Annotated in this window: 26 protein-coding genes, 1 tRNA gene and 1 pseudogene; 20 read left to right on the plus strand and 8 right to left on the minus strand. The window is 57.3% G+C overall.

Annotated elements, in window-relative coordinates; all coding sequences use genetic code 11:
• The first annotated feature begins 33 nt into the window (after positions 1 to 33).
• Genes EJD88_RS17825 through EJD88_RS17850 form a run of 6 tightly spaced genes read left to right on the plus strand, consistent with a single transcriptional unit; the run spans position 34 to position 5,984 of the window.
• Complete coding sequence (locus EJD88_RS17825; protein ID WP_158878624.1) at positions 34 to 1,587, plus strand: sugar ABC transporter ATP-binding protein; 1,554 nt, start codon at positions 34 to 36, stop codon at positions 1,585 to 1,587.
• Entirely contained in the window at positions 1,584 to 2,561 is a 978-nt protein-coding gene (locus tag EJD88_RS17830; protein ID WP_099586508.1) for an ABC transporter permease, read from the plus strand. Before EJD88_RS17825 ends, EJD88_RS17830 begins: the two co-directional genes overlap by 4 nt.
• A 3-nt stretch (positions 2,562 to 2,564) precedes the next feature.
• Positions 2,565 to 3,587, plus strand: a complete 1,023-nt coding sequence (locus EJD88_RS17835; RefSeq protein ID WP_099586509.1) for a LacI family DNA-binding transcriptional regulator — start codon at positions 2,565 to 2,567, stop codon at positions 3,585 to 3,587.
• 23 nt (positions 3,588 to 3,610) lie between these two features.
• Positions 3,611 to 4,528 carry a ribokinase gene (rbsK, locus tag EJD88_RS17840; protein WP_158878625.1) on the plus strand — a complete coding sequence of 306 codons (918 nt, stop codon included), beginning with the start codon at positions 3,611 to 3,613 and terminating at the stop codon, positions 4,526 to 4,528.
• Positions 4,525 to 4,929, plus strand: a complete 405-nt coding sequence (gene rbsD, locus EJD88_RS17845) for a D-ribose pyranase (RefSeq protein WP_099586511.1) — start codon at positions 4,525 to 4,527, stop codon at positions 4,927 to 4,929. Before rbsK ends, rbsD begins: the two co-directional genes overlap by 4 nt.
• 26 nt (positions 4,930 to 4,955) lie before the next feature.
• Positions 4,956 to 5,984 (plus strand): nucleoside hydrolase, encoded by a 1,029-nt coding sequence (locus EJD88_RS17850; protein ID WP_158878626.1) that lies wholly within the window; start codon positions 4,956 to 4,958, stop codon positions 5,982 to 5,984.
• Positions 5,985 to 6,017: 33 nt separating this feature from the next.
• Here the strand turns inward: EJD88_RS17850 and EJD88_RS17855 are convergent, their stop codons facing one another.
• Complete coding sequence (locus tag EJD88_RS17855) at positions 6,018 to 6,230, minus strand: hypothetical protein (protein ID WP_032886978.1); 213 nt, start codon at positions 6,228 to 6,230, stop codon at positions 6,018 to 6,020.
• Between the two features lie 153 nt (positions 6,231 to 6,383).
• On the opposite strand from EJD88_RS17855, the gene EJD88_RS17860 reads away from it, so the two are divergent.
• Together EJD88_RS17860 and EJD88_RS17865 are read left to right on the plus strand one after the other, a co-directional pair.
• Entirely contained in the window at positions 6,384 to 6,689 is a 306-nt protein-coding gene (locus tag EJD88_RS17860) for a hypothetical protein (protein WP_099586513.1), read from the plus strand.
• A gap of 145 nt (positions 6,690 to 6,834) precedes the next feature.
• On the plus strand, positions 6,835 to 7,155 hold the full coding sequence (locus EJD88_RS17865; RefSeq protein WP_099586514.1) for an I78 family peptidase inhibitor: 321 nt from the start codon (positions 6,835 to 6,837) through the stop codon (positions 7,153 to 7,155).
• A 68-nt stretch (positions 7,156 to 7,223) separates the two neighbouring features.
• Here EJD88_RS17865 and EJD88_RS17870 read toward each other — a convergent pair whose 3' ends face one another.
• Both EJD88_RS17870 and EJD88_RS17875 read right to left on the minus strand, forming a co-directional pair.
• On the minus strand, positions 7,224 to 7,436 hold the full coding sequence (locus EJD88_RS17870) for a cold-shock protein (protein ID WP_003234260.1): 213 nt from the start codon (positions 7,434 to 7,436) through the stop codon (positions 7,224 to 7,226).
• A 289-nt stretch (positions 7,437 to 7,725) separates the two neighbouring features.
• Positions 7,726 to 8,040: a hypothetical protein gene (locus EJD88_RS17875; RefSeq protein ID WP_078825416.1), complete on the minus strand. Its 315-nt coding sequence runs from the start codon at positions 8,038 to 8,040 to the stop codon at positions 7,726 to 7,728.
• A gap of 356 nt (positions 8,041 to 8,396) precedes the next feature.
• Here EJD88_RS17875 and thrS point away from each other — a divergent pair, with 356 nt between their 5' ends.
• From thrS to EJD88_RS17920, 9 genes are all read left to right on the plus strand, one after another.
• Positions 8,397 to 10,319 carry a threonine--tRNA ligase gene (thrS, locus tag EJD88_RS17880; protein WP_158878627.1) on the plus strand — a complete coding sequence of 641 codons (1,923 nt, stop codon included), beginning with the start codon at positions 8,397 to 8,399 and terminating at the stop codon, positions 10,317 to 10,319.
• Positions 10,319 to 10,870, plus strand: a complete 552-nt coding sequence (gene infC / locus EJD88_RS17885) for a translation initiation factor IF-3 (protein WP_015884933.1) — start codon at positions 10,319 to 10,321, stop codon at positions 10,868 to 10,870. Before thrS ends, infC begins: the two co-directional genes overlap by 1 nt.
• 60 nt (positions 10,871 to 10,930) lie before the next feature.
• Positions 10,931 to 11,125 (plus strand): 50S ribosomal protein L35, encoded by a 195-nt coding sequence (rpmI, locus tag EJD88_RS17890; protein ID WP_002553160.1) that lies wholly within the window; start codon positions 10,931 to 10,933, stop codon positions 11,123 to 11,125.
• Positions 11,126 to 11,155: 30 nt separating this feature from the next.
• Complete coding sequence (gene rplT, locus EJD88_RS17895; protein WP_003234252.1) at positions 11,156 to 11,512, plus strand: 50S ribosomal protein L20; 357 nt, start codon at positions 11,156 to 11,158, stop codon at positions 11,510 to 11,512.
• Positions 11,513 to 11,621: 109 nt separating this feature from the next.
• Positions 11,622 to 12,638 carry a phenylalanine--tRNA ligase subunit alpha gene (gene pheS / locus EJD88_RS17900; RefSeq protein WP_017737822.1) on the plus strand — a complete coding sequence of 339 codons (1,017 nt, stop codon included), beginning with the start codon at positions 11,622 to 11,624 and terminating at the stop codon, positions 12,636 to 12,638.
• A 26-nt stretch (positions 12,639 to 12,664) separates the two neighbouring features.
• Positions 12,665 to 15,043 (plus strand): phenylalanine--tRNA ligase subunit beta, encoded by a 2,379-nt coding sequence (pheT, locus tag EJD88_RS17905; RefSeq protein ID WP_158878628.1) that lies wholly within the window; start codon positions 12,665 to 12,667, stop codon positions 15,041 to 15,043.
• Positions 15,044 to 15,046: 3 nt separating this feature from the next.
• Entirely contained in the window at positions 15,047 to 15,349 is a 303-nt protein-coding gene (ihfA, locus tag EJD88_RS17910; protein ID WP_002553164.1) for an integration host factor subunit alpha, read from the plus strand.
• Entirely contained in the window at positions 15,330 to 15,686 is a 357-nt protein-coding gene (locus EJD88_RS17915; RefSeq protein ID WP_003219935.1) for a MerR family transcriptional regulator, read from the plus strand. Before ihfA ends, EJD88_RS17915 begins: the two co-directional genes overlap by 20 nt.
• 90 nt (positions 15,687 to 15,776) lie before the next feature.
• A tRNA-Pro gene (locus tag EJD88_RS17920) sits at positions 15,777 to 15,853 on the plus strand.
• Positions 15,854 to 15,935: 82 nt separating this feature from the next.
• Here EJD88_RS17920 and EJD88_RS17925 read toward each other — a convergent pair.
• Positions 15,936 to 16,886: pseudogene (locus EJD88_RS17925) on the minus strand (tyrosine-type recombinase/integrase); the annotation flags it as partial.
• A gap of 99 nt (positions 16,887 to 16,985) precedes the next feature.
• Between EJD88_RS17925 and EJD88_RS17930 the strand changes: the two are divergent.
• Together EJD88_RS17930 and EJD88_RS17935 are read left to right on the plus strand one after the other, a co-directional pair.
• Entirely contained in the window at positions 16,986 to 17,525 is a 540-nt protein-coding gene (locus EJD88_RS17930; protein WP_158878629.1) for a PIN domain-containing protein, read from the plus strand.
• Positions 17,526 to 17,673: 148 nt separating this feature from the next.
• Positions 17,674 to 18,093, plus strand: coding sequence for a hypothetical protein (locus EJD88_RS17935; RefSeq protein ID WP_158878630.1), 420 nt, complete (start codon positions 17,674 to 17,676; stop codon positions 18,091 to 18,093).
• Positions 18,094 to 18,451: 358 nt separating this feature from the next.
• Here the strand turns inward: EJD88_RS17935 and yejK are convergent, their stop codons facing one another.
• Positions 18,452 to 19,504: a nucleoid-associated protein YejK gene (gene yejK / locus EJD88_RS17940; RefSeq protein ID WP_158878637.1), complete on the minus strand. Its 1,053-nt coding sequence runs from the start codon at positions 19,502 to 19,504 to the stop codon at positions 18,452 to 18,454.
• 73 nt (positions 19,505 to 19,577) lie between these two features.
• Here yejK and EJD88_RS17945 point away from each other — a divergent pair, with 73 nt between their 5' ends.
• Positions 19,578 to 20,012 carry a hypothetical protein gene (locus EJD88_RS17945; RefSeq protein ID WP_158878631.1) on the plus strand — a complete coding sequence of 145 codons (435 nt, stop codon included), beginning with the start codon at positions 19,578 to 19,580 and terminating at the stop codon, positions 20,010 to 20,012.
• On the opposite strand, the gene EJD88_RS17950 is transcribed toward EJD88_RS17945, so the two are convergent.
• From EJD88_RS17950 to EJD88_RS17960, 3 genes are all read right to left on the minus strand, one after another.
• Positions 20,005 to 20,181: a hypothetical protein gene (locus EJD88_RS17950; RefSeq protein WP_250924845.1), complete on the minus strand. Its 177-nt coding sequence runs from the start codon at positions 20,179 to 20,181 to the stop codon at positions 20,005 to 20,007. The genes EJD88_RS17945 and EJD88_RS17950 overlap by 8 nt on opposite strands.
• A 1,130-nt stretch (positions 20,182 to 21,311) precedes the next feature.
• Complete coding sequence (locus EJD88_RS17955; protein WP_250924844.1) at positions 21,312 to 21,734, minus strand: hypothetical protein; 423 nt, start codon at positions 21,732 to 21,734, stop codon at positions 21,312 to 21,314.
• Entirely contained in the window at positions 21,731 to 21,973 is a 243-nt protein-coding gene (locus EJD88_RS17960; protein ID WP_256673674.1) for a hypothetical protein, read from the minus strand. The genes EJD88_RS17955 and EJD88_RS17960 overlap by 4 nt, the downstream gene beginning before the upstream one ends.
• Positions 21,974 to 22,115 lie beyond the last annotated feature (142 nt).

Consider the following 22,115-nt stretch of genomic DNA (forward strand, 5'->3'; position numbering starts at 1 on the left):
GCTCGCTCTGAGCGGGCGCCTGGAGATTTTCCTATGTCATCTTCCGCCCCGAACGCTGTCCTCTCGGTCAGCGGTATCGGTAAGACCTATGCCCAACCGGTTCTGTCCGACATCACCCTTACGCTCAACCGAGGGGAGGTGCTGGCGCTGACCGGTGAGAACGGCGCAGGCAAAAGCACCTTGTCGAAGATCATCGGCGGGTTGGTCACGCCGACCACCGGGCACATGCAATTCAATGGTCAGGATTACTGTCCCGCCAGCCGTACCCAGGCTGAGGCGCTGGGCGTGCGCATGGTCATGCAGGAACTCAACCTGCTGCCGACGCTGACCGTGGCCGAAAACCTGTTCCTGGATAACCTGCCCAGCCACTGTGGCTGGATCAGCCGCAAGCAACTGCGCAAAGCGGCGATCGAGGCGATGGCCCAGGTCGGCCTGGATGCCATCGACCCGGACACGCTGGTCGGTAGCCTGGGTATCGGCCATCAGCAAATGGTCGAGATTGCCCGCAACCTGATTGGCGACTGCCACGTACTGATCCTCGACGAACCCACGGCCATGCTCACGGCCCGTGAAGTCGAGATGCTGTTTGAACAAATCACCCGCCTGCAGGCTCGGGGCGTGGCGATTATCTACATTTCGCACCGGCTGGAAGAGTTGGCCCGCGTCGCCCAACGCATTGCGGTATTGCGCGACGGCAAACTGGTCTGCGTCGAGCCGATGGCCAATTACAACAGCGAGCAACTGGTCACTTTGATGGTCGGTCGCGAGCTGGGTGAACACATTGACCTGGGGCCGCGCAGCATTGGTGGCCCGGCCCTGACCGTCAAAGGTCTGAGCCGCTCGGACAAAGTCCGCGACGTGTCCTTTGAGGTGCGTGTGGGCGAGATCTATGGCATTTCCGGCCTGATCGGCGCTGGCCGTACCGAATTGCTGCGTTTGATCTTCGGTGCTGACCTGGCCGACAGCGGCACCGTGGCCTTGGGCTCACCGGCCCAGGTGGTGAGCATTCGCTCGCCGGTGGATGCAGTGAGGCACGGCATCGCCCTGATCACGGAAGACCGCAAGGGCGAAGGCCTGCTGCTGACCCAGTCCATCAGCGCCAATATTGCTCTGGGCAACATGCCGGAGATCTCTGGCGGCGGCGTGGTAAACAGCCGCGACGAAACCGCGTTGGCCAAGCGCCAGATTGACGCCATGCGTATCCGCAGTTCCAGCCCGGCGCAATTGGTGTCGGAACTGTCCGGCGGTAACCAGCAGAAAGTGGTAATTGGCCGCTGGCTGGAGCGCGATTGCTCAGTGATGTTGTTCGACGAGCCCACGCGCGGTATCGACGTGGGTGCCAAGTTCGACATTTATGCCTTGCTCGGTGAATTGACCCGCCAGGGCAAAGCGCTGGTGGTGGTATCGAGCGACTTACGTGAACTCATGCTCATCTGCGACCGCATCGGCGTGCTCTCTGCCGGGCGCTTGATCGAGACCTTCGAGCGCGACAGCTGGACCCAGGACGAATTGCTCGCCGCCGCCTTTGCCGGCTATCAGAAACGTGATGCGCTGCTCAACGATGCAGTGCTTAGGGATACCCCATGAAAACCACAACGACCCCCGGTAAAACTGGCGGCAACTTCTACGGCCTGGGTACCTATCTGGGGCTGGCGGGTGCCTTGCTCGCGATGATTGCGCTGTTTTCGGTGCTCAGCGACCACTTCCTGTCCTATGACACCTTCAGCACCCTGGCCAACCAGATCCCGGACCTGATGGTGCTGGCGGTGGGCATGACGTTCATCCTGATCATCGGCGGTATCGACCTGTCGGTAGGTTCGGTCCTGGCGTTGGCGGCGTCGGCCGTCAGCGTGGCGATTCTTGGATGGGGCTGGAGCGTATTGCCCGCCGCGCTGCTCGGCATGGGTTGCGCCGCGTTGGCCGGCACTATCACTGGCTCGATCACCGTGGCCTGGCGAATCCCGTCGTTTATCGTGTCCCTCGGTGTGTTGGAAATGGCTCGCGGTGTGGCGTACCAGATGACGGGGTCGCGCACGGCCTACATCGGTGATTCGTTTGCCTGGCTGTCCAACCCGATTGCGTTCGGTATTTCACCGTCCTTCATCATTGCCTTGCTGGTGATCATCGTTGCGCAGCTTGTACTGACGCGTACCGTGTTTGGCCGTTACCTGATCGGTATCGGCACCAATGAGGAAGCCGTGCGGCTGGCGGGGATTAATCCAAAGCCCTACAAGATTCTGGTGTTCAGCCTGATGGGTCTGCTGGCCGGCGTGGCCGCGTTGTTCCAGATTTCGCGCCTGGAAGCCGCAGATCCGAACGCCGGCTCCGGCCTGGAGCTGCAAGTGATCGCCGCCGTGGTGATCGGCGGCACCAGCCTGATGGGCGGGCGTGGTTCGGTAATCAGTACCTTTTTTGGTGTGTTGATTATCTCGGTATTGGCCGCCGGCCTGGCACAGATCGGCGCCACCGAGCCCACCAAGCGCATCATTACTGGTGCCGTGATCGTGATTGCGGTGGTCCTCGACACGTACCGCAGCCAACGCGCCAGTCGGCGCGCCTGAGCCATGGCAACGATCAAGGATGTGGCGGCGCTTGCGGGAATTTCCTACACCACTGTGTCCCACGTGGTGAACAAGACGCGCCCAGTGAGCGAACCGGTACGGGTCAAGGTCGAAGCCGCTATCAAGCAGCTCGACTATGTGCCTAGCGCCGTCGCACGCTCGCTCAAGGCCAAGACCACGGCCACCATTGGTTTGCTGGTGCCCAACAGCCTCAACCCGTACTTTGCCGAGCTGGCGCGGGGCATCGAGGATTACTGCGAGCGCAACGGCTACTGCGTGATCCTGTGCAACTCCGACGACAACGCAGAAAAGCAGCGCAGCTATTTGCGGGTGTTGCTGGAAAAACGCATCGACGGCTTGATCGTGACTTCAGTGGGCGGCGATGACAGCGGCCTCGCCGCCGGGTTGAGCGCGGTGCGCACGCCCATGGTGATTGTCGACCGGGCGCTGGACGGCATTGATGTCGACTTGGTGCGTATCGACCATGAGGAGGGCGCTTACCTGGCGACCCGGCACTTGCTGGAGCTGGGGCACCGCGACATCGCCTGCATCGGCGGCCCGGCCCATACCCGTGTCGCGCAAATGCGCCTGGCGGGATACCACCGCGCGCTCCATGAGGCAGGCGTGGAAGTGCTGGCCAATCGCACGCAGGAAAGCGACTTCACCAGCACCGGCGGTTATGCTGCTGCCGTGCAATTGCTTGCGGAAAACCCGCCCAGTGCGATTTTTGCCAGTAACGACATGATCGGCTTCGGCGTGTTGCGTGCCGCAGCCGAACGCAATATCCGCGTGCCGGGCGAGCTGTCGGTGATCGGTTTCGATGACATTCAAATGGGCCGCTACGTTTACCCGGCGCTGACCACGGTCGGCCAGTCGATCCTGCAACTGGGCGAGATGGCCGCCGAGCTTTTACTGCGACGTATTGCAACACCCCAACTGCCGATCGATCAACGCATCGTGACGCCGAGCATCGTATTGCGCGAGTCGACGGCGCCCGTCGCCGGCGTGTTCGCGCAATACCGCTGAACCGAATTGATGAGTACTGATGTATGCCAGCAAAAGTAGTGGTAGTAGGCAGCTTGAACATGGACCTGGTCACCCGCGCCAGCCGGCTGCCCCGCGCCGGTGAGACCTTGATCGGCCAAACGTTTTCCACGGTGCCGGGCGGCAAGGGTGCCAACCAGGCCGTGGCATCGGCGCGACTGGGGGCAAGCGTGGCGATGATCGGCTGTGTTGGCACCGACGCCTACGGCACTGAGTTGCGTGGTGCATTGCTGGTGGAAGGTATCGATTGCCAGGCCGTCAGCACCGTGGACGGTTCCAGCGGCGTGGCGTTGATCGTGGTGGATGACAGCAGCCAGAACGCGATTGTGATTGTCGCCGGCAGCAACGGCGAACTGACGCCCGCATCACTGCAGGCGTCTGATGCGGTTTTGCAGGCCGCCGATGTGATCATCTGCCAGCTTGAAGTGCCGATGGATACCGTGGCGTATGCCCTCAAGCGCGGCCGTGAGCTGGGCAAGACGGTAATCCTTAATCCGGCGCCGGCCAGCGCGCCGTTGCCTGCCGATTGGTACGCCTCGGTCGACTATCTGATTCCCAACGAAAGCGAAGCCACCGCACTGAGCGGTGTGACAGTCGATTCTCTGGACAGCGCCAAAGTGGCTGCCACACAACTCATCAAGGCCGGGGCGGGCAAAGTCATTATCACCCTCGGCGCCCAAGGCGCATTGTTTGCGGATGGCAAAGGCTTTGAGCACTTGGTGGCGCCCAGGGTCAAGGCGTTGGATACCACGGCTGCCGGCGATACCTTTGTCGGTGGTTTCGCAGCAGCCCTGGCCAGCGGTAAAAGTGAAGCCGAGGCCATCCGTTTTGGCCAGGTCGCGGCAGCATTGTCAGTCACCCGTGCCGGTGCGCAACCCTCCATTCCTACGCTGCATGACGTTCAAGGTTTTGTACCTTTATGAAAAAGACCCCTCTGCTCAATATCGCACTGTCGCGGGTGATCGCCTCCCTGGGCCATGGCGACATTCTGGTGATCGGTGATGCGGGCTTGCCGGTGCCGCCGGGCGTCGAGTTGATCGACCTGGCATTGACCAAAGGTATTCCTGATTTCATCAGCACCTTGCGTATCGTGCTCAGTGAGATGCAGGTGGAAAGCCACGTGCTGGCGGAGGAAATCCTGCTCAAGCAGCCGCCCGCTCTGTCTGAACTGAATGTGCTGAATGAGCAGGCCGCTCTTGGCGAGCAACGTCTGCTCAGTCATGAAGCCTTCAAGCAGCTGAGCCGCCAGGCGCGGGCCGTTGTACGCACCGGCGAATGCCAGCCTTACTGCAATATCGCGCTGGTGTCCGGCGTAACTTTCTAGAGTTCCCCAACGACAAGGAGTGTTTTATGCAACGTGGTATTCCAATCCTGAGAAATCTGTTTCGGAGTGTCTTGCTTTTGTCCGCGCTCACTGCTGCAAGCGCCCACGCGGCGGAGAAAATCGACCTGATCATCGATACCGACCCAGGTGCCGACGATGTGGTGGCTTTGCTCTTTGCCATGGCCTCCCCGGACGAATTGAACATCCGTGCCTTGACCACCGTCGCCGGCAACGTGCGCCTGGACAAGACTTCGCGCAACGCTCGCCTGGCCCGCGAGTGGGCAGGGCGCGAGGACATCCCGGTCTACGCCGGTGCGCCAGCGCCGCTGCTGCGCAAGCCGATCTATGCCGAAAACATTCATGGTAAGGAAGGCATTTCCGGCGTCACCGTGCATGAGCCTAAAAAGGGCCTCGCCGAGGGCAATGCCGTTGATTACCTGATCAAGACCTTGCGCGCCGCGAAGCCTCACAGCATCACGATTGCCATGCTTGGCCCACAGACTAACCTGGCGCTGGCATTGACCCAGGACCCGGAAATTACCCAGGGCATCAAGGAAGTCGTAGTGATGGGGGGCGCGCACTTCAATGGCGGCAATATCACGCCGGTTGCCGAGTTCAACCTGTTTGCCGACCCGATTGCGGCGGAGATTGTGCTCAAGAGTGGCGTCAAACTGACTTACCTGCCGCTGGATGTGACCCACAAGGTGCTGACCAGTGAAGCGCGTCTGAAAAAGATCGCCGACCTCAAGAACAATGCCAGCAAGGTCGTCAGCGATATTCTCAACGAATACGTCAAAGGCGATATGGAACACTACGGCATCCCCGGCGGCCCGGTGCATGACGCCACCGTTGTGGCCTACCTGCTCAAGCCTTCGCTGTTCAGTGGCCGTGAGGTCAATGTGGTGGTGGACAGTCGCGAAGGCCCGACTTTCGGCCAGACCATCGTCGATTGGTACGACGGCCTGAAACAACCGAAGAACGCGTTCTGGGTTGAGAGCGGCGACGCCCAGGGCTTTTTCGATCTATTGACCGAGCGCCTGGCGCGTCTGAAGTAAACCGCTTGCCGGTCGACGTTCGTCGGCCGGTTCTTATTCGCGCTCGGGGTTGTGTGCCCCCATGTGATCGGCCGGGTATTTCTCGAATACCTGGCCGATGAAGGCTTGTGCCGCCTGGGTGCCGAGTTCCTTGACCAGCAGGTCGATACCGATGATTGCCAGTTCCTCCGGGCTTCCGGGGCTGTAGGAGCTTTGTCCTTGTGGCCACTTGGCTTTGATGTCGGCTTGCAGCGTTACGGTGGTCATTGAAATCTCACGGGCTGAAATACGGGGCAATGCGCTGGCGCGCGGTTCTACCGGGCGCAGTTAAGCATTTTGCGCGGTGTTTGGCACTGCTACTTAGGCATGACGCGAGTGCTGTGCGACACTGTCCCTCTGTTTAATTGCCGGGGAAACCGTGTGCAAATCGATTTGAATAACCCCGATAACCTCACGCTGGCCGCCGTAAAGCAATTGATCGCCAGCGCCAGTGACGACGAACACACCCAACTGCGTGTGACCAAGGCCGGGATTGCCTACCTGTCTTCTGGCGTGGTGGCGGGCACTGACACGGAGGGCCTGCTGTTTCGCCTGGAGACCTGGGCCAAGGGCTCCGGTTACGTCGGCAATGTCGCGGCGAACGACGAGGTCTGGGTCATGCAGATTTTCAATGCCCTGCTGCAGAACTGGCCTAATCCACCGTTTGACTATATCGACATCTACTGATTGCGTTCATATCTGGTCACGATTGTCCGGGCGAACGCTGCTTGAGAGTCAGGCAGACTTGCCCAACGACGGTTTACGTCTTGAAACCAATCCGCCAGACCACTGTCGCACGATCTCTGTCCATTTTTTAATCATAGGAGGCTTCATGCCTTGGAAGCTCGCATCATTCGGTACTTTGTTGGCAGCACTCGCGTTGGCGGGTTGCAGCACCCCAGGTACCTCTGAGCCAGCCAAAGACACCGCGGTGACCGATGCCGGTCATAGCCGCTGTGAGTCAAAGGCTGCCGAGTTCACAATCGGCCAGAAAGCTTCGCCCCAGTTGCTGGAGCAGGCCCGTAGTCGCGCCGGTGCGCAGAATGCGCGGATCCTCAAGCCCAACGACATGATCACGCTTGAATACCGCTCCGACCGCTTGAATCTGAACACCGACGACAACCTGGTGATCACGCGCGTCAACTGCGGCTGATCGCTGCTTTTGCAGCGCCCATAAAAAACCCCGTCACATGGACGGGGTTTTTTTAGCTCAGCGGAGAATTACTCGCCGCGAACCTGTGCAGCTTGCATACCCTTTTGGCCTTTCTCAGCCACGAAGGAAACGGTCTGGCCTTCTTTCAGGCTTTTGAAACCGTCGCTTTCGATAGCTTTGAAGTGTACGAACAGGTCGTCACCGCCACCTTGAGGAGTGATGAAGCCGAAGCCTTTTTCATCGTTGAACCATTTAACGGTGCCGGTTTGGCGATTAGACATGGTGTATCTCCAAGAAACATATATTTTCAGTAGTGCTGTGCTGCTCAGGCCAACTGGGCACACCGGGCTATCATAGTCGAAATGTTCGGCTTGGGAGCCCCCCCAAGGCACTGTTTGCTAATCAATAGCGTTGCGTTTAGGCGCTGTGTTGGCTGAAAGCCCCGATTTACGGGGCTTTCGCACGAAATATCAGCTGGTAAAAAAAGCCGTAAAAGCTGCGTAATTTGTGAGAAATGGCAGTTTTCAGGCTGTTTTTACGGCTGAAAATCCGTCTGATCGCGGGGCATACTTACTTTTTCTTCACGACTTTGCAGGAAGAAATAGCCGCCACGGCTTTGTTTTTGAGCTCAGGGCTGGCGTTCTGGTTGGTCATCAGCTCCTTGATTTCGGCGGTGCTCAATTCGGCGTTGATCTTGTCGGCGCCGCATTCGCAGTGGGCTTTGGCGGTCTTGGCGTCCACGTTCTGGCTGGCGGCCGCGCTGCAATCGCTGACGAAACTGTCGCGGGCACCGGCAGGCCAGTTCGACGGGGCCGCAGCATGTGCGCCGAGGGAAAGCAGGGTCAGGGAAGCGGCTAGAGCGAGGGTAGAGGTAAAACGCATCATGAGGATGCTCCTTTGGGTCGAGGACGAACGGCGATTCTCAGTGGGTTTGAGGGCATGCGTACAGCCCAAGTTCACTTTCGCCGCTATTTTGTCTTTGCGTAAGAAGGCGTGGGCGCGATGACCGTTCATCTGTGCTAGCATCGATGCCCTGGCCATTTCCAGGCGCGCCATTTGCCGTCTTGCCAGTTTCTTTTTAGTTCACTCCAGTCACTCTGGTTCGATTATCGGTTGGCCGAAAGGCTCCTGCCGCTGTAAGGCAGGCGTTCATCACTGAACGGCCTGGTGTTGGATCTTGTACTGGCTCATCCCAACCCACGTGACCTTTGGTAGGGGTCACCACTAGGAGAGGAGGCGCCATGCCAACTATTACTCTTCCCGATGGCAGTCAACGTTCATTCGATCATGCGGTTTCCGTAGCCGAGGTCGCCGCATCCATTGGTGCCGGTCTGGCCAAGGCCACCGTAGCAGGCAAGGTCGACGGCAAACTGGTTGACGCCAGTGACCTGATCACCTCCGATGCCACCTTGCAAATCATCACGCCCAAGGATCAAGAGGGGCTGGAGATCATTCGCCACTCTTGCGCGCACCTGATTGGCCATGCGGTCAAGCAGCTGTACCCAACGGCGAAGATGGTGATCGGTCCGGTTATCGAAGAAGGCTTCTATTACGACATCGCCTACGAGCGTCCTTTCACGCCGGACGACATGGCGGCCATCGAGCAGCGCATGCACGCGCTGATCGAAAAAGATTACGACGTCATCAAGAAAGTCACGCCGCGCGCCGAAGTGATCGACGTGTTCAATGCTCGTGGCGAGGACTACAAGCTGCGTCTGGTGGAAGACATGCCGGACGAGCAGGCCATGGGCCTGTATTACCACGAAGAATACGTCGACATGTGCCGTGGCCCGCACGTGCCGAACACGCGCTTCCTCAAGTCGTTCAAGCTGACCAAGCTGTCCGGTGCCTACTGGCGCGGCGACGCCAAGAACGAGCAACTGCAACGTATCTACGGCACCGCCTGGGCTGACAAGAAGCAGCTGGCCGCCTATGTCCAGCGCATCGAAGAAGCTGAAAAACGCGACCACCGTAAGATCGGCAAGCGCCTGAACCTGTTCCACCTTCAGGAAGAAGCGCCGGGCATGGTGTTCTGGCACCCGAATGGCTGGACCCTGTACCAAGTGCTTGAGCAATACATGCGCAAGGTTCAGCGTGACAATGGTTACCTGGAGATCAAGACCCCGCAGGTCGTTGATCGCAGCCTGTGGGAGAAATCCGGGCACTGGGCCAACTACGCCGACAACATGTTCACCACCCAGTCGGAAAACCGCGATTACGCCATCAAGCCAATGAACTGCCCGTGCCACGTGCAGGTGTTCAACCAGGGCCTGAAGAGCTACCGCGAGTTGCCGATGCGCCTGGCCGAGTTCGGTGCCTGCCACCGTAACGAGCCATCGGGTGCGCTGCACGGCATCATGCGTGTACGCGGCTTCACTCAGGACGATGCTCATATCTTCTGCACCGAAGAGCAGATGCAGGCCGAATCCGCTGCGTTTATCAAGCTGACCATGGACGTCTATCGCGATTTCGGTTTCACCGACGTCGAAATGAAACTGTCCACTCGTCCGGAAAAACGCGTCGGTTCCGATGAGCTTTGGGATCGCGCCGAAGCGGCACTGGCCGCAGCACTCGACAGTGCGGGGCTTGCGTACGACCTGCAGCCGGGTGAAGGTGCGTTCTACGGTCCGAAGATCGAGTTCTCGCTGAAAGATTGCCTTGGCCGCGTCTGGCAGTGTGGTACCCTGCAGCTCGATTTTAACCTGCCGATCCGTCTGGGAGCCGAATACGTCTCCGAAGACAACAGCCGTAAACACCCGGTTATGCTGCACCGGGCGATCCTCGGCTCGTTCGAACGGTTCGTCGGGATCCTGATCGAGCACTACGAGGGTGCATTCCCCGCGTGGCTGGCGCCGACCCAGGCAGTGATCATGAATATCACTGATAAACAGGCAGATTTTGCCGCTGAAGTTGAAAAAACACTCAACGAAAGCGGATTTCGTGCCAAGTCCGACTTGAGAAATGAAAAGATCGGCTTTAAAATCCGCGAGCATACTTTGCTCAAGGTTCCCTATCTTTTGGTTATCGGAGATCGGGAAGTCGAGATGCAGACTGTCGCTGTGCGTACTCGTGAAGGTGCTGACCTGGGCTCGATGCCCGTCGCCCAGTTCGCTGAGTTCCTCGCGCAAGCGGTTTCCCGGCGTGGTCGCCCAGATTCGGAGTAATTATTATTAAGCGTGAAATGAGACAAGATAAACGAGCTGCACCGAAAGCCCCGATCAACGAGAATATCTCGGCACGCGAGGTTCGGTTAATTGGCGCTGACGGCGAGCAGATTGGCATCGTCTCGATTGATGAAGCGCTTCGTATTGCAGAAGAGTCCAAACTGGACCTGGTGGAAATCTCCGCCGATGCAATCCCACCCGTTTGCCGGGTGATGGACTACGGCAAGTCGATCTTCGAAAAGAAGAAGCAGGTTGCCGCGGCGAAGAAGAACCAGAAGCAGATTCAAGTAAAAGAAATCAAGTTTCGTCCAGGGACGGAGGAAGGGGATTACCAGGTAAAACTGCGCAACCTGGTACGTTTCCTGAGTGATGGGGACAGGGCCAAGGTATCCTTGCGATTCCGCGGCCGTGAGATGGCCCACCAGGAGCTGGGGATGGAACTCCTCAAGCGGGTTGAAGCTGACCTGCTCGAGTACGGTTCGGTCGAACAGCATCCTAAGATGGAAGGACGCCAACTGATCATGGTCATCGCCCCGAAAAAGAAGAAGTAATCAACAGGGCACGGCAGGCCTTCTGATTATGTTTATCAACTGAATGCGGAGTATCCGAACATGCCAAAGATGAAGACTAAAAGTGGTGCTGCTAAGCGGTTTCTGAAAACCGCTAACGGTATCAAGCACAAGCACGCTTTCAAGAGCCACATCCTGACCAAAATGTCGACCAAGCGTAAGCGTCAACTGCGCGGTAGCAGCTTGCTGCATCCGTCTGACGTGGCAAAAGTCGAGCGCATGCTGCGCCTTCGTTAATTTTTGGATCAAGACTAGAGGAAGTAACTCATGGCTCGTGTTAAGCGTGGCGTCATGGCCCGTAAGCGTCACAAAAAAATTCTGAAACTTGCTAAAGGCTACTACGGCGCGCGTTCACGCGTATTCCGTGTTGCCAAGCAAGCGGTAATCAAGGCAGGCCAATACGCCTACCGTGACCGTCGTCAGAAAAAACGTCAGTTCCGCGCTCTGTGGATCGCTCGTATCAACGCCGGTGCACGTGTTAACGGTCTGTCCTACAGCCGTTTCATCGCTGGCCTGAAAAAAGCGTCCATCGAAATCGACCGTAAGGTTCTGGCTGAACTGGCCGTGAACGAAAAAGCGGTGTTTGCTGCGATTGTCGAGAAAGCTAAAGCCACCTTGGCTTAAGTACCCCCGACAGTCACCCTGGGTTGCTCCTGTAGCCCAGGGTGGTAAACGTCATAAATAGGGGAAGAGCCTTCAAGCTCTTCCCCTATTTTGTATCTGGAGTCTGTACATGGAAAACCTGGACGCGCTCGTCGCTCAAGCTCTTGAGGCTGTGCAAAGCGCTGAAGATATCAATGCCCTGGAGCAAATCCGGGTTCACTACCTTGGCAAAAAGGGTGAATTGACTCAGGTGATGAAGACCCTGGGGAATTTGCCGGCTGAAGAGCGTCCGCAAGTCGGTGCGCTGATCAACGTCGCCAAGGAGCGCGTCACAGAGGTGCTCAATGCACGCAAGGCGACGATGGAGGAGGCCGATCTTGCGGCCAAACTCGCCGCCGAGTCCATTGACGTAACCTTGCCTGGCCGTGGCCAGGCCTCGGGCGGTCTGCACCCGATCACTCGGACTCTGGAACGTATCGAGCAGTTCTTCACCCATATCGGCTACGGCATTGCCGAAGGCCCAGAGGTCGAAGACGACTATCACAACTTCGAGGCGCTCAACATCCCAGGCCATCACCCGGCCCGGTCGATGCACGACACCTTCTATTTCAACGCCAACATGCTGTTGCGCACCCATACCTCGCCGGTACAGGTCCGCACCATGGAGGCGAACAAGCCGCCGATCCGCATCGTCTGCCCAGGCCGTGTGTATCGCAGCGACTCGGATATCACCCACTCGCCGATGTTCCACCAGGTCGAAGGCCTGCTGGTGGATCGCGATATCAATTTCGCCGACCTCAAAGGCACCATCGAAGAGTTCCTGCGGGTGTTCTTCGAGAAAGAACTGGCGGTGCGTTTCCGTCCATCGTTCTTCCCGTTCACCGAGCCTTCCGCTGAAGTCGACATGGAATGCGTGATGTGCAGCGGTAAAGGCTGCCGCGTCTGCAAGCAGACCGGTTGGCTGGAAGTCATGGGCTGCGGCATGGTTCACCCCAACGTGCTGCGCATGTCCGGGATCGACCCTGAAGAGTTCTCGGGCTTTGCCTTCGGCATGGGCGTTGAGCGTCTGGCCATGCTGCGTTACGGCGTGAACGACTTGCGTCTGTTCTTCGACAACGACTTGCGGTTCCTCGCGCAATTTCGCTAGTCGTAACGAATCATTAGGAGAGCAGGATGAAATTCAGTGAACAATGGCTGCGTGGCTGGGTAAGCCCGCAGGTAGATCGCGACGAGCTGGTAGCTCGTCTGTCGATGGCCGGTCTTGAGGTCGATAGCGTTACGCCGGCCGCCGGTGTTTTCAGTGGCGTGGTCGTGGGTGAGGTGCTGAGCACCGAGCAGCACCCGGACGCCGACAAGCTGCGTGTGTGCCAGGTCAGCAACGGCGCGCAAACGTTCCAGGTCGTGTGCGGAGCGCCCAACGTGCGCCCGGGCCTGAAGATCCCGTTTGCCATGATCGGCGCCGAACTGCCGGGCGACTTCAAGATCAAGAAGGCCAAGCTGCGCGGCGTTGAGTCCAACGGCATGCTGTGCTCCCAGGCCGAGCTGCAGGTAGGCGAAGGTAACGATGGCTTGATGGAACTGCCGGCCGATGCGCCAGTGGGCCAGGACATCCGCATTTACCTGGAACTGGAAGACGCCAGCATCGAGGTCGACCTGACCCCGAACCGTGGCGACTGCCTTTCCCTGGCCGGTCTGGCCCGTGAAGTGGGCGCGCTGTACAACGCCCCGGTTACCCGTCCAGTGGTGGCCACTGTGCCTGCCGTACATGATGAAGTGCGGCCGATTGAGGTGCTGGCGCCAAACGCCTGCCCGCGTTACCTGGGCCGCGTGATCCGCAACGTTGACCTGTCCAAGCCAACCCCGCTGTGGATGGTTGAACGCCTACGCCGCGCCGACGTGCGTAGCATCGACGCTGCCGTCGACATCACTAACTACCTGATGCTGGAGCTGGGCCAGCCGCTGCACGCATTCGATCTCGCCGAGATCAACGGCGGCATCCGCGTGCGCATGGCTGAAGAAGGCGAGAAGCTGGTATTGCTCGACGGTCAGGAAGTGGCTCTGCGCGCCGATACTCTGGTAATTGCTGACCATTCCCGCGCTCTGGCGATTGCCGGCGTGATGGGTGGTGAGCACAGTGGTGTGTCCGCGACCACGCGCGATATCTTCCTCGAAAGCGCGTTCTTCGATCAAATCGCTATCGCTGGCAAGGCCCGTTCTTATGGCCTGCACACCGATGCATCGCACCGTTACGAGCGTGGCGTGGACTGGCAACTGGCCCGTGAAGCCATGGAGCGCGCCACTGGCCTGCTGCTGGATATCACGGGTGGCGAAGCCGGCCCTATCACTGAGACGGTCAGCGAACAGTATCTGCCGTCGGTGGCACCGATCACCCTGCGCGCCAAGAGCGTCGAGCAAATGCTCGGCCTGGTTATCGAGCCTGCTGAAATCGAGCAGCTGTTGTCGGCCCTCGGCCTCGGTATTTCTGCAGGTGGGGAAGGGCAGTGGCAGGTTGAAGTGCCAAGCCATCGCTTCGATATCAGCTTGGAAGTCGACCTGATCGAGGAGCTGGCTCGCCTGTACGGCTACAACCGGCTGCCGGTTCGTTACCCGCAAGCTCGCCTGGCACCGCAACCCAAGGCCGAGGCGCGTGCGCACCTGCCTGAGTTGCGTCGTCTGCTGGTTGCCCGTGGTTATCAGGAGGCGGTGACCTACAGCTTCATCGACCCGAGACAGTTCGAACTGTTCAACCCTGGCGTCGAGCCGCTGCTGCTGGCCAACCCGATCTCCAACGACATGGCCGCCATGCGCTCGTCGCTGTGGCCGGGTCTGGTGAAAGCGCTTTCCCATAACTTGAACCGCCAGCAAGACCGCGTGCGCATGTTTGAAAGCGGCCTGCGTTTCGTGGGTCAGCTCGATGGCTTGAAGCAAGAACCGATGCTGGCCGGTGTGGTTTGTGGCAGCCGTTTGCCTGAAGGTTGGGCACAGGGCCGCGACGCCGTGGACTTCTTCGACGTCAAGGCTGACGTGGAAGCGGTGCTGGGCTTTGCCGGTGCCTTGGATGCGTTCACCTTCGTTCCAGGCAGCCACCCGGCGTTGCATCCGGGTCAAACCGCACGTATTGAACGTGACGGTCGCCTGGTCGGCTTCGTTGGCGCTATCCATCCAGAACTGTCGAAAACCCTCGGCCTTGACCGTCCGGTCTTCGTTTTTGAGCTGGTCCTGGCTGAAGTGGCCTCGGGCAAGATGCCTAAATTCAGCGAGCTGTCGCGCTTCCCCGAAGTGCGCCGCGACCTGGCCCTGATCGCCGACCGTGAAGTCGCCGCCACTGCTGTTCTGGATGTAATCCGTGAAAATGCAGGGGAATGGCTGACAGACCTCAGGCTATTTGACGTCTATCAGGGTAAAGGCATTGATCCGCATAGAAAAAGCCTTGCAGTTGGCTTGACCTGGCAGCATCCATCGCGCACTCTTAATGACGATGAGGTGAATACCACGACACAAAATATCCTCACCTCGCTCGAACAAAGGTTGAACGCCACGTTAAGGAAGTGACGTATGGGGGCTTTGACGAAAGCTGAGATGGCGGAACGTCTGTACGAAGAGTTGGGTCTGAACAAGCGCGAGGCCAAGGAATTGGTCGAGCTGTTTTTTGAAGAAATCAGACACGCTCTGGAAGACAACGAACAGGTCAAATTGTCCGGTTTTGGCAATTTTGACCTGCGGGACAAACGCCAGCGGCCTGGCCGCAATCCAAAAACGGGAGAAGAAATCCCGATCACGGCTCGCCGTGTGGTCACCTTTCGTCCAGGGCAGAAGTTGAAGGCCCGAGTTGAGGCTTATGCTGGAACCAAGTCATAACGACGAGCTACCCGTCATCCCAGGCAAACGCTACTTCACCATCGGTGAAGTCAGCGAGCTTTGTGCGGTAAAACCGCACGTGCTGCGCTATTGGGAGCAGGAGTTTCCTCAACTCAACCCCGTCAAACGCACCGGGAACCGTCGGTATTATCAGCGCCAGGATGTGCTGATGATCCGACAGATCCGTGCGTTGCTGTACGACCAGGGGTTCACCATCAGCGGCGCGCGCCAGCGCATGTCCGGTGATGAAGCCAAAGACGACACCACCCAATACAAGCAAATGATCCGCCAGATGATCTCCGAACTCGAAGATGTGCTGGTGGTTTTGAAGAAGTGATACAGGCTTTTAAAATACTTCCACATTTCAAAAGCTTGCGGTATATTCCTGATCGCTTCGTTACGAAGCAAACCCAGTAACACGCCTAGTCGGGGCGTAGCGCAGTCCGGTAGCGCACTAGCATGGGGTGCTAGGGGTCGAGTGTTCGAATCACTCCGTCCCGACCATATTATTCAATGACTTAGCCGCTTTCGAGCGGCTTTGTTGTTTTTGCCATAGTGACTTTCCGAGTGACCCTGGCGCTTTTCATCATGCTTCCCTCCTTTTCAGAATCGTCAACGCTGGTGCGCGTGAGTCGGTTGCTGATACCTTGTTTGCCGCCGCAATCAGCTGATCCAGTTCTGCCGCCGAGTAGTGACTGGTGATGCTTCCGTTCTTGTGGCCGAGCAGCGCTTTGCGATCCTCCTCAGCCACGCCAGCAGCACGCAACCTTCTCCCAAAGGTGTGCTTCAAGTCGTGAATGCGGATTCTGTCAAAGCCGTCGTGTGCCGGCCGCAAGAACTTCTCCTGCCACTTCTTTGCCGCCCGACCCCGCGCCTTCTTCCAGGCCGAGTCGTTCATGCGGTGAACCGTCGTTTCATTCCCTTCACCATCTGGCTTGCCAAATGGGAAAACGTAGAGCGGATGTTTGCCGCGCTGCTTCTCGATCACTGACTTGGCAACGTCATTCATCACCACCAAGCGCTCGTCCCGGTTCTTCACGCCAGACCTGGCACTCCTCCCCCCAAATCCAGCCGGGATCAGGAACACACTCGTTCCAAGTTCCGGTACCGCAATCTCCCAATTCCACTGAAGCTTGCAAACTTCCTGCTCCCGGCAACCTGTGTTGACCTTGAACATGGCCATGGTCTGAAGGTGTGCCGGTAGCTCGGCGAACAGGATCGATTGCTCCTCCCAGGAAAGTGGGTAGGGCTTTCGGCTATTCGTCTTCTCATCCAACAGGGAAATCATCGGCACCACGTCAAGCAATGGCCGGCGCTCTTCGTCCCGCCACTTTCGCGCACAGAGGTTCAAAACCCGGATAACCCGCTGCAGCGCGATATTCACCGTCCTGTTCGTTACCGGCTTTCCTGTCGCCGGGCTCAGCTTCAACCGCACGTAGGGCGCAAGCGCATCGTCATCGATGTGGGGCAGCGGCATATCGCCAATGAACGGGTCCAACTGCTCCATGTAGGTCGCCGAAATGTGGATGGACGCCTGAGCGAACCTATGTTGACCGTGGCCTGGCGCAGGTGGCTGGGCGTGAAGTCGGGGCCAGGCTGATTGCCGGACTTTAGCTTTCTGTAGGCGTTCCGAGTAATGCTCCGTATGATCAGAGAAAAGGGAAAGGTGCTTATGGAGCTCAGGTCACGCTTGGTTTTTTTAGATACCAATATATATGAAGGCAAAAACTTCCAGTTTCTGACCCATAGTCTTGGCGGGTTGAAAGATCTGATAGACGATGGCGAAGTCCGCTTGTTAATTACAGATGTAACAAAGGGTGAGGTTTTATCGCATATAAAGAAGAAGTCTTTAGCTGCTGTTTCCGAGCTCAAGGCAATCAAGAAGAATGCGATGATTTTGAGGAATGTTCCAGGCATTCCGGCGCATGGAATATTTTCCAAGGTTTCGGCGGATGAAATATCACGGTTGATCTCCCTGGATTTTGAAACATTCCTCGACTCCCAAAACGTTGAATATGTTTCAATTGATGATGTAAAACCAAGTTATGTGTTCGAGAGGTATTTTTCTTCACTCGCACTATTTGCTTTGGGCGAGAAAGAAAAAGAATTTGCAGATGCTTTTGTGTTGAAGGCTTTAGACGACCTTTCAGCAGGTCGAGGACACTCAGTCCAGTGACAAGGACAGGCATAGGTATGCGGAAGAACATTCGCGTTTGATTTGCAGTGACTCGGTTGACGAATTCATCGATGCCGTCATTAAGAGTGTTTCCATAGAACCATCCGAGTTCGCTGCCAAGGCGCTGGAGGTTGTTCGTGGAGATTTCATGAACGTAATCCACGAGTGCATACAAGCGATTGATACTGATTTCAAAATAGGCGGCTGGGACTCGGAGTTAGAAGATGTTGATGTATACGATATCGAGCTGGTTAAGGCTAACTTGATTTCGGTCGGCGATGTAGAGTGCACCTATGATTTAGAGTTCACATTTACAGCTGATACCATTGAAGTTGAGAAGGACTACGATAGAAGTCCGTTCGATCACGAAGATGGTAATTATCCATTCGTGCTTGAGAATGTATTTGAAAGAACGTTTGACGGTGAAGCCAATCTTCAAATTAAAATCTCTTATCAAGATAAATTACTTGATACTGTTGAGCTATGTGATTACGAGCCACCAGTAACACTGAAATTGTCAGCCCCTTATAATGAAGAGGTTAAATATCTCGATATAAACGGCGAATGAGGTTTCAATTGATCGCTGGTCTGGTTCGGTGGCGCGACCTGGCGGGGCTATCAGCCGCCGTGCCTGCTGGCGTGATTCGTTGATATGGGGTATTACGGGTGACCGGCATGGAGCCGGATCAAGGAGCGGATATGCCAAGCGTTGAGACATTCATTGATGTAAGCCAAGGCCACCAGTTCGACACCGAGGTTCGGCACCACACTAACGGCTTTACCTATCAGCTCAGCATTCCAGGTCTGCCACCAATCCGACCTGGCGACCAACTGTTCGCCTCTTTGGATAAGGCCAGGCAGCACGCACGAGAGCAAGCCTGGAGCCTTATTGACAAGCTGGTGAAATCCCAGCGGTAAGTAACGTCTCAGGAAGAGGCGCGCTTGAGCTGTTCAGTGAGCTGCGTTGGCAGCCCTCGTAGCGTCAGAGTGCCGCCGGCTTCGTCGAACTCGATCTTGTCGCCGAGCAGGTGCGCCTCGAAGCTGATCGACATCCCCTCGCCCCTGCCGGTGAAACGCCGGAATTTATTGAGGGTCTTCTTTTCCGGCGGCAGAGCCTCGGAAAGCCCGTAGTCCTTCGCCTTGATGAATTCGTAGAAGTTCTTCGGCCGGTCTTCATCGATCAGACTGGACAGCTCGTCGAGGGTGATCGGCTCGCCCAGCTTGGCCTGGGCCATGGAGTAGCTGACCAGCGTGTGCGTCTTCTCGCGGGCTGACTCTTCTGGCAGATCCTCGCTTTCGACAAAGTCGCTGAACACCTTGAGCAAAGTCCGGGTTTCGCTCGGGCCGTCGATCCCTTCCTGGCAGCCGATAAAGTCGCGGAAGTAGTCGTTGAGGCGCCGGCCCTGCTTGCCCTTCAGGTAGGAGATGTAATGCTTCGACTGCCGGCTGGTCTGCCATTCGCTGATGTTGATGGGCGTTGCCAGGCGGATGTGATCCAGATCCAGGCGCTTCACCGTCATCAGGGCCAGATCCTCGGTCATGGTCACCGCTTCGGTTTCCTGCACCAGGGCGATGACCAGGTATTCGGTCAGGCCTTGCTGGTAGTGGCAGAAGAGGGCGTGCCCACCGGTGGTGAGGTTTGATTCTTCCATCAACTTGGTCAGGTGTTCGACGGCGGTGGTGCTGAACGCCAGGAAGTCGGTGACGTCGGCCAGGTGCTTGCGGAGCCAGCCGCTGAAAGGGAAAGCGCCTGACTCTTGGTGGAAGAACCCCCAGCCCTTGCCGGCAGCGGCATTATAGCTTTCGTTGAGCTGGCTCATCAGGTCGTCGCGTGCCTGGCTTTCAACCTGCTCGGATGCGCCCAGGAACAGAACGGCCGGGCTGCCGTCGGGCTTCTTGTCGATCTTGTGGATGACGCTATGGCGTACAGGCCTTTCGTTTACCTCAGGTAAGCGCCGCCCTCCGGTTACCGGATGCAGCGAGTAGGGTGGAATTTTGGGAAAGGATAAGGTATCAATCCGCACCTTGGATTTGAGCCTAGGAGGGACACTGATGCGACACCATATTTTTTGGCGTTTTATAGCGATGATTATGTTCAGCTTCACGCTGACCGGATGTATTCATTACGAGCACAAAAGTGCGGAAGGAAAATCAAGCTCCCAAATCGCTACGATCCAACAGTTCGACAAATCATTAACAATATTTAAGATCGACGACGATCAAACCCTTTATTGGTTGAGCCGCCAGAGCGAGTACCGACTGGGTGCAGGAAGGCATAAGATTCAAGTTCGTAAGTTTATTACCGCGCAACAGCAAACTGCTCCGATTGAAATGACGGTTGATCTGGTGGGCGGCCGTACCTATGGACTTTACGGAATATCATCGTTGACATGGTGGAGGTATGAAATTCGTGACGTTGAGACTGGGCAGCCAGCTGATGTCGCAGACCCTGTTGTCAATGCAATATCTCCTGCATCGCTTAAATAGTTGGCCCGATAACCTCGTCGCCGAGGTCTTTCTTAATGGCGAGCAGGCTTTTATTTCGGAATTCCCGCGCCACACTTTCCGTAGGTTCGAAAACGTGGCGCGGCGGATTCAGCAGCGGCTGGCACTTTGCGGAACCCATCGCATGCAGGTGATGAATCATCAGCGTCATCGCCTCGCCCTGCTCAGTAATGCCTGGGCGCTGTGCGGAATGATTTATTGGGTGATCAGGCCGCCGATGGCGGGGCCCAAGAAAACGATGGTGAGGAAGGTCAGGCCGAGGATGGCCGACAGGGCGTGGATGGCCCGGCGCCGGTGCTGCTGGTGGGCGGTCATGGCATACACCACTGGCTGCCGCAGTAGTAGCGACCATCATCAAAGTTCGGGGGGCCGAATTTGCTCCCGCAAACGAATCACGCTGGCCCAGGCCGTCCATCTGGCGCTGATTCAGGTGGCCTTGCAGCACCGTGCAGAACCGGTCGAACGTCACGACCTGCGGCTGGCCGTAGCGGCGCTTCCACTTGATGTCGACGCCGCACACCAGTCGCTCCGCCGATGCTCCAGCCAGTCATTACCTCGTCGCTCTCGCTGACCTCTGGAGGCAACTGAGCGTCGTAACACCCATGGCAAATATTCAATGCTGCGTTCATGGTCGCCTCCAAGGTGGCGGGTTGTTCACCTGTATTCGTCAACACTCATGCCTCCCGCTGGTTGCCGATGGGCACGGGGGAGGAGTGCTGACGCAATAGAGGCGGAGATGGGTAAGTGTTAAGCTGATAGGGCTTTGACCAGGAGCTTGCTGGCCTCAGCGTCTATAAATAAGGAGTTTTGAATGTCGGTAAGGATTTGCAGGTTGTCACTATGTTTGGCATGCCTTTGCTTCGCTGGTCGCTCTATTGCAAACGAGAATGAGGAGCTGCATCAAACCGCTCTCACTGCCATTGCAATGGAGCAAGTCTGCGATAAGGCAAACCCGGGTATGAACGCAAGCATCGAAAATGCTTTCGCCAACGAACCGTCAATGGAACGAATAAAGCCTGAAGTTAGAAAAGTGCAATCAGACCCCGCTTATAAAGCTGAAGTGGCAGCGATGGTAAACACGCTAAGCGCTCCACCCTTTCAGGTCCTTCAGAAGGAACTGTGCGGCCCTTACGCCCGAAAATAAGATACTCACGCCGAAGTGAATTTTCTTGCGGTCCTTGCAAGGAACGCAGTCGCATTCAGATCATCCCCCGATACAACCTGCGCTTCGGCGCGCAGGTGACCGGGCAATTAACGACAGGCTGTCGTGGCGCTGGTTGTTCAGCCGTAGATGCCGTAGCTGAACTCATCCTCATCACAGTCGACGATGATCTTCGATGAACCGAAGTAGAGCGCTGCGACCATCTTCTCGAATGGAGAGCGGAATCGCAGGGTCTGGCTGATCTTCTCGCCGTCGATTTTGGCGGAGTACACAGTGCCAACCTCACGCCCCTTTTCGTCACGATCCTTGCCGTTACGGTCGAAGCTGATGTGGATGGCGTTGTCGAGCATGTATTCGCTGCGCTCAGAGCTTCTGGAGTAGCTCGAAGCACTGTGATCTTTGGGCGTCTTATCGAAGTAGATATGCAGGCCCCCGTAGTCAGATGGCTGGAAGCGAATGTCTGGATGCTCCCAGTGCTCCTCGGCGGCGGACTCTTTATGGTCCTCGACGAAGGCTTCCATCAGGGCCTGCAGGCTGATCATGGGGTCACCTTTTCGAAGTGGAACACTACCGGCGATCCAGCTGCGCCAGCCTTCCAGGGTTTGGCCGCCTTTGCTGATGTTCCAGCGCAGGCCGGCATCATGTTCTCCAGCACGTCATGCTCGGGTCGCAGTGGCTTGCCAGACACCAGCTTCCAGGTGCCGGCGGTGGTCTGCTTTGAAAGCAGCTCGCGCACCACTGGAGCGAGGTGGTCGGCGTGCCACCGGTCACCCAGCAGCACCGCATCGCAACGCCTCTGAACTGGCCTAATGATTTTGGACACTTCAATCGGGCGCTATGATAGCGCCCAAATTTGAGGTGTTTGGATATGCGTAAATCTTATTCGAGTGAGTTCAAGCTCAAGGCCGCCAGCATGGTGTTGG

This window comes from Pseudomonas sp. PB105, assembly GCF_009764655.1.
Classification (GTDB): Bacteria; Pseudomonadota; Gammaproteobacteria; order Pseudomonadales; family Pseudomonadaceae; genus Aquipseudomonas; species Aquipseudomonas cyclaminis.